Origin of the sequence: Acetivibrio clariflavus DSM 19732 (assembly GCF_000237085.1) — a bacterium.
Classification (GTDB): domain Bacteria; phylum Bacillota; class Clostridia; order Acetivibrionales; family Acetivibrionaceae; genus Acetivibrio; species Acetivibrio clariflavus.
Genome location: NC_016627.1, coordinates 2,011,212 through 2,025,781, shown reverse-complemented (window position 1 = coordinate 2,025,781; position 14,570 = coordinate 2,011,212). Strand labels below are relative to the sequence as shown.

The 14,570-nt window shown below is 33.2% G+C and carries 15 protein-coding genes; 1 reads left to right on the top strand and 14 read right to left on the bottom strand.

Annotated features, from left to right (window positions below; translation table 11 throughout):
• Nucleotides 1–78: 78 nt before the first annotated feature.
• The 5 genes from CLOCL_RS08665 to CLOCL_RS08645 all read right to left on the bottom strand — a co-directional run bounded on the left by CLOCL_RS08665 (nt 79) and on the right by CLOCL_RS08645 (nt 3,129).
• Nucleotides 79–369 (bottom strand): chorismate mutase, encoded by a 291-nt coding sequence (locus CLOCL_RS08665; RefSeq protein WP_014254971.1) that lies wholly within the window; start codon nt 367–369, stop codon nt 79–81.
• Between the two features lie 14 nt (nt 370–383).
• The gene (locus CLOCL_RS08660) at nt 384–629 is read right to left on the bottom strand and encodes a hypothetical protein (protein WP_014254970.1); all 246 of its coding nucleotides are present in this window, start codon (nt 627–629) and stop codon (nt 384–386) included.
• A 197-nt stretch (nt 630–826) separates the two neighbouring features.
• Complete coding sequence (locus tag CLOCL_RS08655; protein WP_014254969.1) at nt 827–1,543, bottom strand: HEAT repeat domain-containing protein; 717 nt, start codon at nt 1,541–1,543, stop codon at nt 827–829.
• A 54-nt stretch (nt 1,544–1,597) separates the two neighbouring features.
• Complete coding sequence (locus CLOCL_RS08650) at nt 1,598–2,032, bottom strand: hypothetical protein (RefSeq protein ID WP_014254968.1); 435 nt, start codon at nt 2,030–2,032, stop codon at nt 1,598–1,600.
• Nucleotides 2,033–2,271: 239 nt separating this feature from the next.
• Nucleotides 2,272–3,129: a substrate-binding periplasmic protein gene (locus tag CLOCL_RS08645; RefSeq protein WP_014254967.1), complete on the bottom strand. Its 858-nt coding sequence runs from the start codon at nt 3,127–3,129 to the stop codon at nt 2,272–2,274.
• Between the two features lie 595 nt (nt 3,130–3,724).
• Here CLOCL_RS08645 and hisF point away from each other — a divergent pair.
• Complete coding sequence (gene hisF / locus CLOCL_RS08640; RefSeq protein WP_014254966.1) at nt 3,725–4,492, top strand: imidazole glycerol phosphate synthase subunit HisF; 768 nt, start codon at nt 3,725–3,727, stop codon at nt 4,490–4,492.
• A 153-nt stretch (nt 4,493–4,645) separates the two neighbouring features.
• On the opposite strand, the gene CLOCL_RS08635 is transcribed toward hisF, so the two are convergent.
• The 9 genes from CLOCL_RS08635 to CLOCL_RS08605 form a co-directional block, all read right to left on the bottom strand.
• On the bottom strand, nt 4,646–4,969 hold the full coding sequence (locus CLOCL_RS08635) for a hypothetical protein (protein ID WP_014254965.1): 324 nt from the start codon (nt 4,967–4,969) through the stop codon (nt 4,646–4,648).
• 445 nt (nt 4,970–5,414) lie between these two features.
• Nucleotides 5,415–6,812: an MATE family efflux transporter gene (locus CLOCL_RS08630; RefSeq protein ID WP_014254964.1), complete on the bottom strand. Its 1,398-nt coding sequence runs from the start codon at nt 6,810–6,812 to the stop codon at nt 5,415–5,417.
• A 375-nt stretch (nt 6,813–7,187) separates the two neighbouring features.
• Nucleotides 7,188–7,361, bottom strand: coding sequence for a hypothetical protein (locus tag CLOCL_RS22505; protein WP_157834835.1), 174 nt, complete (start codon nt 7,359–7,361; stop codon nt 7,188–7,190).
• Nucleotides 7,362–7,506: 145 nt separating this feature from the next.
• The gene (locus tag CLOCL_RS08625; RefSeq protein WP_014254963.1) at nt 7,507–8,094 is read right to left on the bottom strand and encodes a hypothetical protein; all 588 of its coding nucleotides are present in this window, start codon (nt 8,092–8,094) and stop codon (nt 7,507–7,509) included.
• A gap of 222 nt (nt 8,095–8,316) precedes the next feature.
• Entirely contained in the window at nt 8,317–10,749 is a 2,433-nt protein-coding gene (locus CLOCL_RS08620; RefSeq protein WP_052306587.1) for a CotH kinase family protein, read from the bottom strand.
• Nucleotides 10,746–10,988, bottom strand: a complete 243-nt coding sequence (locus tag CLOCL_RS23130; RefSeq protein WP_052306586.1) for a hypothetical protein — start codon at nt 10,986–10,988, stop codon at nt 10,746–10,748. Before CLOCL_RS23130 ends, CLOCL_RS08620 begins: the two co-directional genes overlap by 4 nt.
• 447 nt (nt 10,989–11,435) lie before the next feature.
• Nucleotides 11,436–11,999 (bottom strand): chromate transporter, encoded by a 564-nt coding sequence (locus tag CLOCL_RS08615; protein ID WP_014254962.1) that lies wholly within the window; start codon nt 11,997–11,999, stop codon nt 11,436–11,438.
• Nucleotides 11,996–12,574, bottom strand: coding sequence for a chromate transporter (locus tag CLOCL_RS08610; RefSeq protein WP_014254961.1), 579 nt, complete (start codon nt 12,572–12,574; stop codon nt 11,996–11,998). Before CLOCL_RS08610 ends, CLOCL_RS08615 begins: the two co-directional genes overlap by 4 nt.
• A gap of 409 nt (nt 12,575–12,983) precedes the next feature.
• Nucleotides 12,984–14,522 carry a copper amine oxidase N-terminal domain-containing protein gene (locus tag CLOCL_RS08605; RefSeq protein WP_014254960.1) on the bottom strand — a complete coding sequence of 513 codons (1,539 nt, stop codon included), beginning with the start codon at nt 14,520–14,522 and terminating at the stop codon, nt 12,984–12,986.
• Nucleotides 14,523–14,570: the final 48 nt, after the last annotated feature.

Below are 14,570 nucleotides of genomic sequence, written 5' to 3'. Positions count from 1 at the left end.
AAAATCGAATATTTTAAGTCCTCATATTTTCTAAAAAGGTTAAGTATAGCCTTCCTTACCACAAATAAAAATATCTCCTTAAAATCCTTTACTTTTCTTAAATTCATCCATTTCCATGTTTATAAAACCTTCTATCATGACTCTGTATATCTTTTCTATCATATCAGGATTTGCACCATACTCTGCTGCCAAAGTCCTCACTTTTTGAATAACTGCTTCTACTCTTTGGGGAGCTTTAACATCGCTGCTGTCTTTTTTGAATTTTGATGCCTGTTTTACAAACAAACCCCTTTCAGCAATAAGCTTAACTATTTGGTTATCAATTTTATCAATATTGTTTCGAACTTCCTCCAAGCTTTTGCATTCCATTTCATTGTCCTCCCTCAAATCAATGTGTCTTTGGTGAAAAATTCAGCACAAACATATACAGCTCCTGAAAATTTCCCATCCACTAAGATTTTATAAAAATAATGTTCAATAATGCTCTTTTGAATACTTTCCAATTTCTCATTGCATGGGTTAAGGTCATGATCCTGATACCTCTCTAATAAAGGCAAGAAGCATTTTCTCTGACCTTCCAGTATTAATTCCGCATCCTCCAATTTTGCTCTTTCAATCCTGACTTCCATTGCTGTTCCTCCAGGAATACACAAATATTAAATTATATCCTCAAAACTCAGTTTTACAGTTTAATTTCCTTTACATCATTTCCTTTGTTCTTTATATGTTCAAAATTGTCCCTTAAACAAAATACATAATATCTTGAAACATTATTTCTTATCAAAACCTTCTTCATGAGTAACAAAATATAGCATACAATGTATAATTATGATAGTGTTGATGGTAATCCACCGTTTCGCCGAATCATCTCAACAATAGCTTTTATTCCGAATTCACTGATAACACTCTTCTTTAAGATTACACCGAGTATTTCTCCTTCGCATGTCTCAACTAAAAGATTACACATATCCGTATCTTTTTCTTCTAAAATGTAGCCGTCTCTAAGCAATCTTATTGAAAAATCCATTGAACGTCTCACTGATTCATTTTTTTCCAAAGCAAACTGATTTTCCAATATTCCAATCATTTTTACCTGATTTAACCTACAGCAGACATCAGCAACTTTTCTTCTGACGCTACTGCTTTTATCATTAACACATTTTGACAAAACATATTCTATTACATCTTCTGTAGGTTTGCATAACATTAATGTAACGGCATTAAAACGGATTTTGCTATTGCTATCATTAGCTAACTTATAAAATAATTCTTTAGGTTCATTAAAGTTATGAGAAAGCTTCGCCGCATATTTCCCCGAATACTCAGAGAATATCAGCTCCAATGGCTGCCTCATTCCTTCCTCAAGGAGACTAAGATGGGATTGAGTTAATACTTTATTATTTTGAATATCGTATATACAGTCTATCAACTTATATAATAAAGTTTGATATTTTGCTAATGCTGTTTTGCTTAAATATTTTATCGCATTTAATTTCTCTCGACCAGGATCTAAAAACAACCCTAGTTTATACTTATCTTCCATAAATTTAATCTCCTAAATTAACTATTTTGTCTAATATAAAATAAATTACTGAATCTAAATACGTTCCAACGTGACTTCCCACGATGAAAGTTTGTTTTCTCCATTAAAAGCAAAGCCCCTGTTTAGATATTTGGTTTCATCAATTTTATATAAGCATTCTGTACCGGAATAAATGCCGTTTTCGGAAATATAGGATGACAAAATAGTATCTCCAATAATCATAAATTTACCAATCAGTTTACCCAATGCCGGATTCTCCGATGTCCATTCTGTATAATCTTTTTTATCTGATATCGGTTTTATTGAATATTTATTAAAAAATCTTTCCGGATTTTCTGTTTTCAGCTCCATAAATCCATCCAAAACCCATTCATCTTTCAAATGTTGGATTGTTGTTTTTCCATAAACTTCAACCTTATTATTCTCATGGTCAAAATATAGACCTTCGGCTTTCCAGTTGCCTTCTTCAAAAATATATGAGTGCTTCACCGCCATTCCTCCTACTACATATCTGCCTAAGAAATTATTTAAAATAATCTTATCAAATATTTACCACTATACACAAGATTTTTTATTTATATTGCTATTTTACATCAATTTACTGGACGCACATAAATTACAAAAGGGAATGTCTTGCTGTTCAGACATTCCCCAAAATAATCTGTTCTCTTTAAGGACGTTTTGAGCTACTTTGTATTGCTTATACGAATAAATAACTTTATGATTTACTATTCCGCATCAGGAATAAACACTTCTTTGCTGTTTAATTCACCCATAATTCTGTCATATTCACCATTCTCTTTTATTTTCTTGATCAAAGTATTGAATATATCTCTTTTTTGCTTTCCATCATCAGTTTTCTTAAATATTATAGCTGTTTCAAAAGTATCATAATACTGCCTTTTTATATTTTTGAGTTGCATTGCTTTAATTATTTGGTCACAGGTACTCATTGCTGCAATATATCCATCAATTCTACCCGAATCAACCATTTGCAAACCCGATTCAATTGTTGCTTCAGGCAAGTCGCCAAGATACTCTTTATGTCCCGGTTGTATTTGAACTTTATATTTTCCACTCATCACGTTTTCAGGTGTTAACCCGGTAACATTTTTATTTGAATAAAGTACAAAGATAACCTTTCCGAATTCTTCGGTAGTATAGTAGAATAAATTATCGCTGTCTGCAACATTATGATTTTTAATATACGGACAATGGCAATCTGCAGTTCCACTTATGATATTCTCTATTGAACGGGCCATCGGATAAACATCAATAGTTACTTCACCGTCTTTATATTCAGCTGCCATAGCCTTAACCAAATCCACAATAGCTCCTGTTTTATTCTCATTAATCAATGGCGGAACAATTGGAAGCGAAACTTTTACAACATTACCTTTTGCTGTATTGTCATTGGATTGCTGTACGGGTTCAGTTTTTGTAGTTGCATTTGTTGTAGTGGATAACTTGGATTCATTATCTTTTACGCTTGAGTCAACTTTCTGTGCACAGCCAGGCAATAGAGCTAGAATTAAGAATGCGACCAGTAACAGATGAAGTACTTTGGGATAAGAATTCCTTTTCATATTGAGTTTCCTCCTTGTATTGTTTTTGTAGCAAATCTTTGAATTAAGCTTGAAAAGTAGCGTTATTTATAGCTATGGTATAATATAAACTTGCATTATATGTATTGTTTATTGATTGCTCAAAATTGCCCTTTGTATTTATTTTGAGATTATTGTTGCTGTTACAATAAAAGAATTTGACATTCCAATAAGTATTGAAAATAACAAGACAAATATAATAATTATAAAAGAATTCTTATTTATCCATTCCAGATGTTACTATAATCAAACTGTTGTATCCAAATATTTTAAGTAATGCCTTTATAAAATATTTCGACTAAATATTTAAAAATCCTTCTTTAGCTAATTTAAATTTTATATTTATTCCCCATTCCTTGTCGCTTCTTAAAAGCAGTTTCAATTACTTTTGTTAAGGTTTTTCCAAAAACTATTGCTGCAAGCGGTTTTTATATGATAAACTTTTTATATCTAAGCTAAGGAAAAAATTCTATAAACAAGCTTTATTTTGAAATATTATTAATTTTTAAATATTTACATAACACTTTTATCACCAACATAAACCAAAAATAATTATGTAATTTTGAAAGGAGTATTTATGAAAACTGTAAAAATTATGCCATGTCTTGACATGAAAGACGGAAGAGTTGTAAAAGGGATACATTTTGAAAATATAAAGGATGCCGGTGACCCTGTTGAAAATGCCATATTCTATCAAAATGAAGGTGCTGATGAACTTGCAATGTTAGATATTGCAGCCACATTGGAAAATCGTTCCACAAGGCTGGAATGGGTTAAAAAGGTTTCGTCAAATATTAGCATACCGTTGACAGTAGGAGGAGGCATTTCTTCAGTTAATGACATAGAAATGGTTCTTGAAGCAGGAGCCAGTAAGGTTTCAATGAATAGTGCCGCTGTTAAAAATCCCGATTTAATTAAACAAGGGGCACAAAAATTTGGTTCCGATAAGATTGTTGTTGCAATTGATGCAAAAAGGAACAAGGAAATGCCATCGGGCTTTGAGTTGGTTGTTTCAGGCGGAACCAAATGTACCGGCAAGGATGCTGTCGAATGGGCAAAAATGTGTCAGGACCTGGGAGCCGGGACAATTTTACCTACAAGTATGGATGGTGACGGTACCCAAGTCGGATATGACCTGGAATTTATAAAAGCAATTTCAGATGTTGTCAATATACCGGTTATTGCATCTGGAGGAGCCGGTGAACTGGAACATTTTTATGAAGCTATAGTTAAAGGCGGTGCCGAAATTCTCCTTGCAGCTTCAGTTTTCCACTTCAGGAAATTTACTATAGGACAAGTAAAGAAATACTTGCAGGAAAAAGGTATACCGGTAATATTAGGCTGATGTTTCAAAGTTTATTGTATTTCAGTTATTTTATCTCGTAAAACACAAGGCATTGTTTTGTGTATTTACCAAACAATGCCTTTTTATACCCAACAAAACCTTTTTAAACTAAATTTCTATTTACTAAATAAAGAGCTAAAAAATACATTTAACTTATTTCTTTGCTACCTCAACCCATTTTCCGTACTTAAAAATAAGTTTAATTATTAACTGAACAAACCAAATAAGCAAAACAAAAATAAGAATCGAAGCAATAAACGTATTGCCTAAGAATTTTATATGAACAGAAGTTGATACTATATATGCTAATACAAACCCCATGATATCTACAATCCAATAAATGATTCGCCATGGTAAACTTAAATTTATGCTTTGCTTGCAAATATCACAGGGAAGACTATGAAAAAACAGACTAGGCTTTCGGAATGAATAATCTATGATGTATTTATGGTTGCATTGCTCTTTATTATCTTTCATTATGACCCTCCTAATCGCTGATTTTTAATAAATTTTACAAAAAAATAACCTTACTGTTCCTACCCAGTAAAATTCGCATTTTTGTATTTTCATTTGTTCTTAAATTTCCCTCAAGCTCAGGAATAAATCGATTATTAAAATGTATTGAAATTTTCATTTGACAACTACTTTGCCTTTAATAATACCATATTTTACATATAAAAACAATATTACCTGTTTGGTTAATAAAGTATTAGAAATTTTATACTTGTTTTATAAAATATAATTGAAACAGCAGCAACTGATAAGAATAGCATGATTAAAGATAATATAGTAAAAATGTTTTTCTTTAAAAAATTTAAATATAAAAACCCAATAACGGACTTTCCTACCGTAAGAAATAGTTGTCCAATTATTGGGTTATTTATTTCTATTATAATATAAAAATTGATAACAAAATTAACTATTAATTTGATAGCTCCAGTTCCATTCCGCCCATTTCTTGTTTATTAACCACCGTACTTACTTTCCACTTTCCTGACAGATAGTATATGAATACAAAAATTGTTGTTCCTAAAGATGCAAGAGGTGCCGCAATACCGAGACCCAGCATCCCTTTATCAAGAGTTACCCCCAGTAAAATGGCAAAGGGTATTCTAAAACCAATGGATGACATTATACTGCTGATTGATGAAATCACTGTGTGACCTGCACCGGTTATTAATCCATTCAAACAGAAAGCAGCAGGTACTATCAGATAATCAAAGGAAAATGTTCTTAAATAATTTACACCATCAGAAATCATCTTTGGGTCATCTTTTCCGAATACACTGATAATTTGCTCAGGAAACAATTGAGTAAATATGAACACAACCAATGATATAATAAATGAAAGTACGAATCCCGTATGAAATGTTTTCTTTGCACGGTCAAACAAACCGGCCCCCACATTTTGGGCTACCATTGCCGATACTGAGGATCCTACTGCAATAGCCGGTAAAATGGCAAATCCATTGTATTTACCAACTACTCCAACTGCTGCTGATGCACTTACCCCCATTCCATTGGCAATTGCAGTAAGTACAAGGAAAGAAAAATTTACAATAACATTTTGTACTGAAACAGGCATTCCAACTTTCATCATTACAAGCAATCTTTCCTTATACATGCGGAAGGAATTCAGTTTAAAATCAAAACCTATATCGCTTCTCTTTATATATATAATACATGCAAACATACTTATAGCCTGGGATATAATTGTTGCAAGGGCCGCTCCCGCAGCTTCCATACGAAAAACACCTACAAACAGCAAATCAAGAACAACATTCACTCCGCAAGCAATAGTAACAAAAATCAACGGACGTTTACTGTCGCCCAAACCGCGTAAAATGGCTGAAAAACCATTATAACCAAAAATAAATATAGTTCCCATCAAAGTTATATTAAGATAGCTTTTTGCCTGTTGATAGGATTCTTTCGGTGTCCGGAGCAGTTCAAGAAAAACATCTGATAAAGAAATCATAACTACAGTCACAGCAATTGAAGTAATAAAAAGGAATGTAATGAGCGTTTTTACGCATTCATCCATACTTTTTCTGTCTCCCGAACCGAGATATTGTGCAATAACAACGGTTCCACCGACACTCAATCCTACAACTATATTGGTTATTATAAAAGTAACCTGTCCACCGATATTTACTCCTGAAATTCCTTCAGTCCCGGCAAATTTGCCTACAATTAACATATCCGCCACATTATAGAGAGCTTGAATAAAGTTAGATAACATAAAAGGTAGCGCAAACATTATAAGTTGTAATGCAACATTGCCTTCTGTCAAATTTTTTTCAATAGTTTGTTTTTTCATTTAGAACCCCCAAAAATCAATATTGCAATCAAAAATCTTTGATATTGCAAAAATATTATACTATACATAAGATTTTTTGCAATATACAAGATATATAAAAAACATTAAGTCATAGCAGGTAATCATTTGACAGTTTATAAACGACAAAAAGTTGCTGTTTAAGGAGTTCTACTCCCTCAAATCCTAAAAAATCAGGATTTTATTACAGCAACTTCTTTTTTCGGTTTTAAATCCAAACTATTAATAATTATTATTTTTCTGCAGTCAACTATTAACCAATATTTAATTCTTATCCGTTTATCGTTAAAGATTTGATTGAATATCAATCTTCAAGTCTAAAGTACACCAATTCATCTGTTTAATAGATTTTAAGAATTATAGGTCAATTTCATCATCAACTGTGATACACCCTTGTGGAAATTCAGGTGAACACGCTATTTCAACCGGCATGTCTTTATATTGAACATTATTTTTTATATCCCTCTTAGCATTTTCTGACGATGAATTATTATTTATTTTCTTTTTCGCCTTTTTATTCTTGTCATGCATAATCAGCACCTCCAAAGTAGAAGTTTAACTTCTAATTTTTAATTTAGTATATTTTTACCCGGTTTATCGTAAATTAAACAATAAAAAATTAAACTTTCAGCAAAAATAAATACAAAGTTATCTCCAAGAACCTTAAAATCATTTTTTATTCCATAAATTCTTCCACTGATTCTGCCTTTCTTCTTCTAAATGTTATTATAAAAATAGAAATAGATGTCCCCAATGTGACAAACAATATTATAGTGCTGATTAATACTGTACGGACAATGGTCATACCGAATCCTTTGCCGATTGCCAAAACCGTCTCTTCGCTTTTACCGTTTTCGTACCAGGCTTTCAACTCATATTTCCCTGCTTCAGAAATATTAAATTCATATATATTTTTGCCTTCCCGTCCTTCCACAGAATAACTTGAATTTACTGAAGGGTTTTCAAGAGTAATTAATTCTCCTGTATTGACTTTCATTAAGGTACATTTTAAACCGTTTATACTGTCTGTTTGAAATACTTTCCCGTCAATAACACTTTCATATTCCCAAAATACGGAGTATTTTCCGGTTTCCCTAAGCTCAATAATGCTTGTTCCCGGCACAATAATTCTAGTGTCTAAAACATTTATAGTTGAATAAATACCTTGTATTAAAACAATAAAAAACAATACCATTCCAAGTAATAATAACCCCAAAGACACAAAATAAAGTTTTCTGCTTGGCTTGCTTACTTTTGTTTTCATTGTAATCCTCCATTTATCTTCATCTTTTTTAATTTCTTTATTTTAATTATATTTTATTTACAGTCCTGTGAAAATCTTTTTTATACGAATTTATTTTTTTTTCGATAAAGGTTTTATATAAAAATTTATAGAACGGCAGAAATTATGCCTCTTTCAAACGGATTGAAAGAGGCATGGTCTAAGGTACTTTAAATTTTATATTTATTTATAACCATTAATATCTTATTTATTTACAGGAAGTCTCTTAATAATCCCCAATAGATACTGCTTCATATAAGCATAGTCTATTGAGTCAACACTACCGTTAAGATCGACATCTGCAGCTCTTGTATCAATATCATCAGCACTGGCCATTCCAAGCAAGTATTTTTTTAAAAAAGCATAGTCAAAAACATTTATTTCTCTGTCGCCGTTAACATCACCATATATAAAGTCTTGTGTCGGCGTTGGAGTAGGAGTCACAATAGTTGAATCCGTCGGAGTCGGTGTAACAACAGGTTTATTGGTTGGATCCGCTTTTTCAGCAAATACAGCTGTAATATTCAAATCATCTTCAGAAGTCAATGTGATGGTGTCAGATTTTGCAATTTCCCCGCTAATACCTTCCCAATGGTCAAATACGTATCCCGGCTGAGGAATTGCTTTTAATGTAACAGGTACATTGTTGAAGTATTTTCCGGTCCAGTTTTCAGGAGAATTGACTCCCGGTGTTGATGATTTCAAATCGATTGAATTTATTCTTATATACCCTTTTGAGTTATCTGCCGTTAAAGTAATTTTATAATTGCCGTTAACGCCAAAGTCCATAAATCTGGATTCAATGTGTTTTATTACAACTGAATTTCGATTGTCGGCAAAGTATTTTAATACTTCTACCTTGCCATCCCAGTCCTTAATGCTTTCCCAACGCGTAATTTGGTCAGGGATTGATGATGCTATAGCTGATTTCATCGTATCAATTCTGGTATTGATATAATCCGGTTGAAATACGGTATTTAAAAGATCTGCAAAGCGGTTGATAAATTTATTTCTGAATTCTGAGTTTTGAAGCAATGTCCCTAAAAGACACGTTTGTTGATCATAGTTGCTCTTTGGATTAAGTTTGCTATATGATACGCTAGAAAGGGTGTCGTGGTTTACAAGATTAATGTCCATCATACCGAAAGCATAATCTGTATCTTTAACTACCCATCTCCATCTGCCGTCAAGCCCATAGGGAGCTTCAGGATGGTATAATCCGTCAGGAGTTTTGTATTTCCATATGGCAACATTAATTTTGGGCCAATCGGTATTTGCACTGAAAATGTTTATTATTTGATAATCTATAAAATTGTCAATATCCATTTTTGTGCTGATAAGGTTGTAATTCTCATCCAAAGAAATATCATTGTTCATAAGGAAATATAGAATGTCTTTTTTGTAAGCTTCTTCATCTTCGGGGGATCCTTCACTGATTTCCAATTTTCCCTCAAGCGAAAAATCTACCGTAAACTCAAGCAATGCAATTTTATCTTTGTCCGCATTGTAATGGGATGAAAAATAGATATTGTCATAGCGCTCGCGAATATTGTACAATCCCCAGTATTCACCGTTCAGAAATACTATGCATGGTCTGTAGGCCTGAGTATCAAGATTAATATCCGCAGCAAGGCTGTGTACAAGGGCATCACGAAACATTGTTCTGGTCCAGTCAGTTCCGGAATTCCTTAAAATAAGACGCTTGAAAGTTGTTATTTCATTACCGGTTTTATCGGTAAGACCGGGAAATATATTATACTCAATCTTTTTAGAGTCGTCATATTCTCTGTCCGCGTACAGGCGCATAGATTTTTGATCTATTAATCTTGATGTTAGTCCGTGTAGCCTTATACCGCATTGCTTCGAGAAACCAAAAGTTCCGTCTTTTTCAAAAAACTCGACATATATGGGTCTCTCCCATTCCTTACCTTTATTCATAAAGTTGTTAATATGAAAAATGCCTATATTAGGATCAAAAAGATTATCCGGATCGGTGACTAAAGATATAACAGGAAGATCGAATTTGTCGGTTATATTCGTATCCACAAAATAAGAATGGGTTATTACTTTGCTTTTTATACCGTCGGTCCTAACAGTAACTGCCTTTATTACTGAACATTTTAGCAGGGAATTTGCAGAGTATTCTGCCCTAATGGATATTGGATTGGAATACTCGTATGTACCTTCTTCTCCGGGAACAGGGTCGGAACCGTCGGTTGTATAATATATTTTTGAGTTGTTTTCGGCTGTACTTAGCTTAAGTTCAAATTCCTCGGTATAGAATCCTGACTTATGAGAAAATACCGGTTCACTAACAGCCGTGATTCCATCGGTATTTGAACTCCCCGGTGTAGCTTTGGAAAATACGGTTAATTCCGGCGAACCGTCGTAAATTCTTCCGTAGGAATAGTCATCCGAAAGTTTTGCGGTTTTCACCGAATCAACTATAGTGCCGTCAGGGCTTTTCAAGGTAATGGTTTCACCCGATGAGCTTATCTTGAAATTGGTGTGAAGCTGACCATCCTGAGTTACCTTATTTTTATCCGATGCCCATACCAATAAATATCCGTTTGCAGGAACAATACCTTGAGGAAATACCCATTCGAAACTGTCATCCGAAATGCTGTACCCTGTCAAATCAATCGGCTGTTCGGAAGCATTATAGATTTCAATCCAGTCAAAAAAGCTCCGCCTTTGCTACCCGATTCCGGATCTTCAAGGTCTCCGTCCCTTATTAAGGATTTGTTTGCGGCCATTACTTCATTTATGAAGAGACTTTTTGCTGATTCTGCGTAAATTTTTACACTGCCTGCAGGAATTGACATCACCAAAGAAAGAAAAAAAATGACTGTAATACCCGATATAAACCGTTTCATAAACATCACTCTCCCTAATAAAAAAAATAAATTTATATTTTCTTTTTTCAGCATTTTTTATTTTTATGTTTACACGGAATTACAACAGTCAGAATTGCAACGAAATGATGAATATTAATACGGCATTTGCCTTTTTACTTTACCTTTGTCGTGAAGTGTATAAAGTGATTGGTTCAATATTATAAAGCTTACAATTGGAAGATAATATCTATATATCAACATATTATTTTCACATTTAATTTTAATTCATTTTAACTTTTGTGTCAATCTACATTTATCTTTTCAATCTCTTTGAAAACTTCATCAATAAGTTCTTTATTTTCTTCCCCCGGTTCAAATTTACTGAATAAATCCGGCCTTTTTAGATTAGTAATTAATTTCATTAATTTCACATATCTTTTTTTACTGTTTCAAAGGATGAATTATGCTTTTTTATTTTTATGTATGCTATATTCCATACACTATCGTTCCTAAACAAGCAGAAATAACAATAAGTATGACTGGAGACAAACTCTTTTTTGCAATCTTTTTATAAGAACATATTACTGCAAACAAAGCAACTGTAATGATAGTTGCGCGGACATCAACAGAAAAACTCGTTTTCACAGATAAACAGTTACGCAAGAGCATATAGATACCTGTTGCAAGAACTATACCTATTACACAGGGTTTCAATCCATGCAAAAGAGCTTGTACATATTTATTTTGCAGTGCTGCTTTTAGTAATGCAGTTATCAGCAAGAAAATGATAAACGAGGGTAACACTACCGTCGCAGTAGCTATGACAGCACCGGCAAAACCAGCCTGACTGCTGCCCACATAGGTGGCAAGATTCACCATAATTGAGCCGGGAGTACTTTCACTGATGGCGATCATATAGGTTAGAGTTTCATCGCTGAGCCATCCGTAAGATAAAACCACATCACGAATTAGTGGAATTGCACCGTAGGCACCACCAAAGGTTAAACATCCAACTTTCAAAAAGCCAAGGAACAAATCCAGATAAATCATTTTGCAACATCACCTTTCTTCTCTGAGGAAGATTGTAAAAGAAAAATAACTAAGTTAACTGCAGCAGCAATCAACATCAAACTTATGGATGAGAAATTCCATGAAAAAATATTTATCAACATCATAGCAATAAAGGAACATACCATAATGGCTCCTGGAAGAAATTTTTTTCGCATCTTCCTGATCATAATAACTGCCGCATTCAAGATCAAAATGCCCACAGCAATTTTGATACCTTTAAACGCATTTGCTATAATTGTTAACCTAAGAAAGTCATCCAGAAACATGGATATGATATAAATTACCACAAAAGACGGAAGTACAATACCGAATGTAGCCACAAGAGAACCAATAAATCCCGCCTGCTTGTACCCGACAAAAGTTGCACAGTTGATGGCAATTGGACCAGGGGTGGACTCTGCAATTACCGTCGCATTCATCATTTCGTCATGGGTGATCCACTTTTTTTGCCCAACACAGTAATTTTCAATCATGGATATCATTGCATACCCACCGCCAAAGGTAAACAAACCAATTTTGAAAAAGGTCAGAAATAGATCTATCAAAATATTCATCCCCGTTCTCCCTTCCAGTGAAATGTAAAAAAAAAATCTTATTTTAGATTTTAATACATTAACATCAGATACGCTATACATACTTTGAATAATATTTTGGAATTATAAAAAATAATTCTGTCACCAGGTTTATTCGAATTTTCAAAGCGTAATTATATTAACTTTCGTAATTGATTAATGTGGACCGGACACTAAAAAATCAATAACTTTGGAGAATAAAAGAGTTCAAGAACCCTATCCGTTTGACATAATAGAAGTAGCCAAACCCTATTAAATCAACAAATTGGAAGTTCTTGAACTTATCTTTTTATCACAATATCAATAACTACGATTTAACAATAAAAGGAGTCTCAAAAGCTGTCATTAATCAAGGTTGAGACTCCTTTATTATGAATAGATTTCTGCTTGTTTATTGTGTAATTATAACTGTTCTGGTGTTGGCATCCCAATCTACTTTTGCTCCAAAGCTTTCAGCAACAGCACGGGCTGGAACTAATGTTCTGCCGTTGAAGATTTGAGGTGGAACATCCAACAATATTTGATTTCCGTTTTTTGTCATTGTATTGTTACCAATTACCATTACAACAGCTATATCTCCTTTTTGGGCTGTAACCGTCTTTGTTTTGTCATCCCATGAAACAGTTGCGTTCATAGCCTCAAATATTGCACGGAGAGGGACAAGGGTACGACCGTTATCTATTATTGGCTGTTGGTCAAAAATAATTCGTTTTCCGTTTAATAAAACCTTAATGGGAAAATAATTTTCTGCTTTTATTGTAAGAGTGTAATCGACAGACCTGTGTGAATAGATTGACCAAGGCTCTACTCTGACATAATATATGCCCATTTGAAGATTAATATCCTTTGATTTTAATTCTGTATCCGTGCCTGCAGAATCCATTTCATATATCTTGTTTCCTTTTGTATCAAACAGGGCAATTTTCCAATGCGAAGTCCAACTTTCAAGATTTGAATGGTTAAACACTAAATTCACTTTACCGGTAAAAGGCATTGAAAATTTATAATAATCTTTATCGGTATTATGTCTTAAATTACCAGTAATCGGTTCATTCAAGTCAATAATTAAACTAGCTTCTTCCATGCTGTTGTTAGGTTCAATTTCATACTCACCCTGGTATTCTGTGAAGTTTACGCAAAGACTGTAATCAACGTTACTATACACATAGCTGGTATAAGATGTAACACGGATATAATATGTTCCGGCATCTAGATAAGCATTTTCCGATTTGCCGGTTGTACTTGTTCCGTCTGATTCATAATATAAAACTTCATTTTCTGTACTGTCAAACATGGTAATCTTCCAGTGTGGAAATGATTTTTCTATATTACTATGGTTAAAACCTAAGTTTACTTTTCCTGGGTTTGGTAATGTAATTTTATAAAAGTCAACATCACCAGATGATTTGATATTTCCGGTAATAGGCTTGTTTATTTCCGGAATTTCCGTTGCCAGCTCCCAGTTATAGTTTGGTTCAATTTCATACTCACCCTTGTTTTCCGTATAGTTTACACAAAGAGTATAATTGGATTTGCTATGTGCAGCAAATCTACTGGGATTTAGAACACGAATATAATATGTACCTTTGTCGATATAAGCATTCATGGTCTTACTTGTTGTATCTCTTCCTTTTGATTCTAATTTCAAAACTTCATTTTCCAAACTGTCAAACATAGTAACTTCCCAGTATATATATATGTCTTCCAAATTTTTATGTTCAAAGCTTAAGTATACTTTGCCGGGTTCCGGCAATTCGAATTTGTAATACCTTACTGTATTTCCTGTAGGTAAATTATCAACTACTTTGCTATTTACAGAAATTAGCTCTGCTTCATCACTCATTTCTGCAAAAGTAGTTACGGTACACATACTAATGAACAACATCATCAGTACTAAAGCAAAAATAAATAATCTTTTTTTCAAAAACATTATACTCCCTCTTTCTCTAAAATTATTTACATAATCATAGTCAAAAAG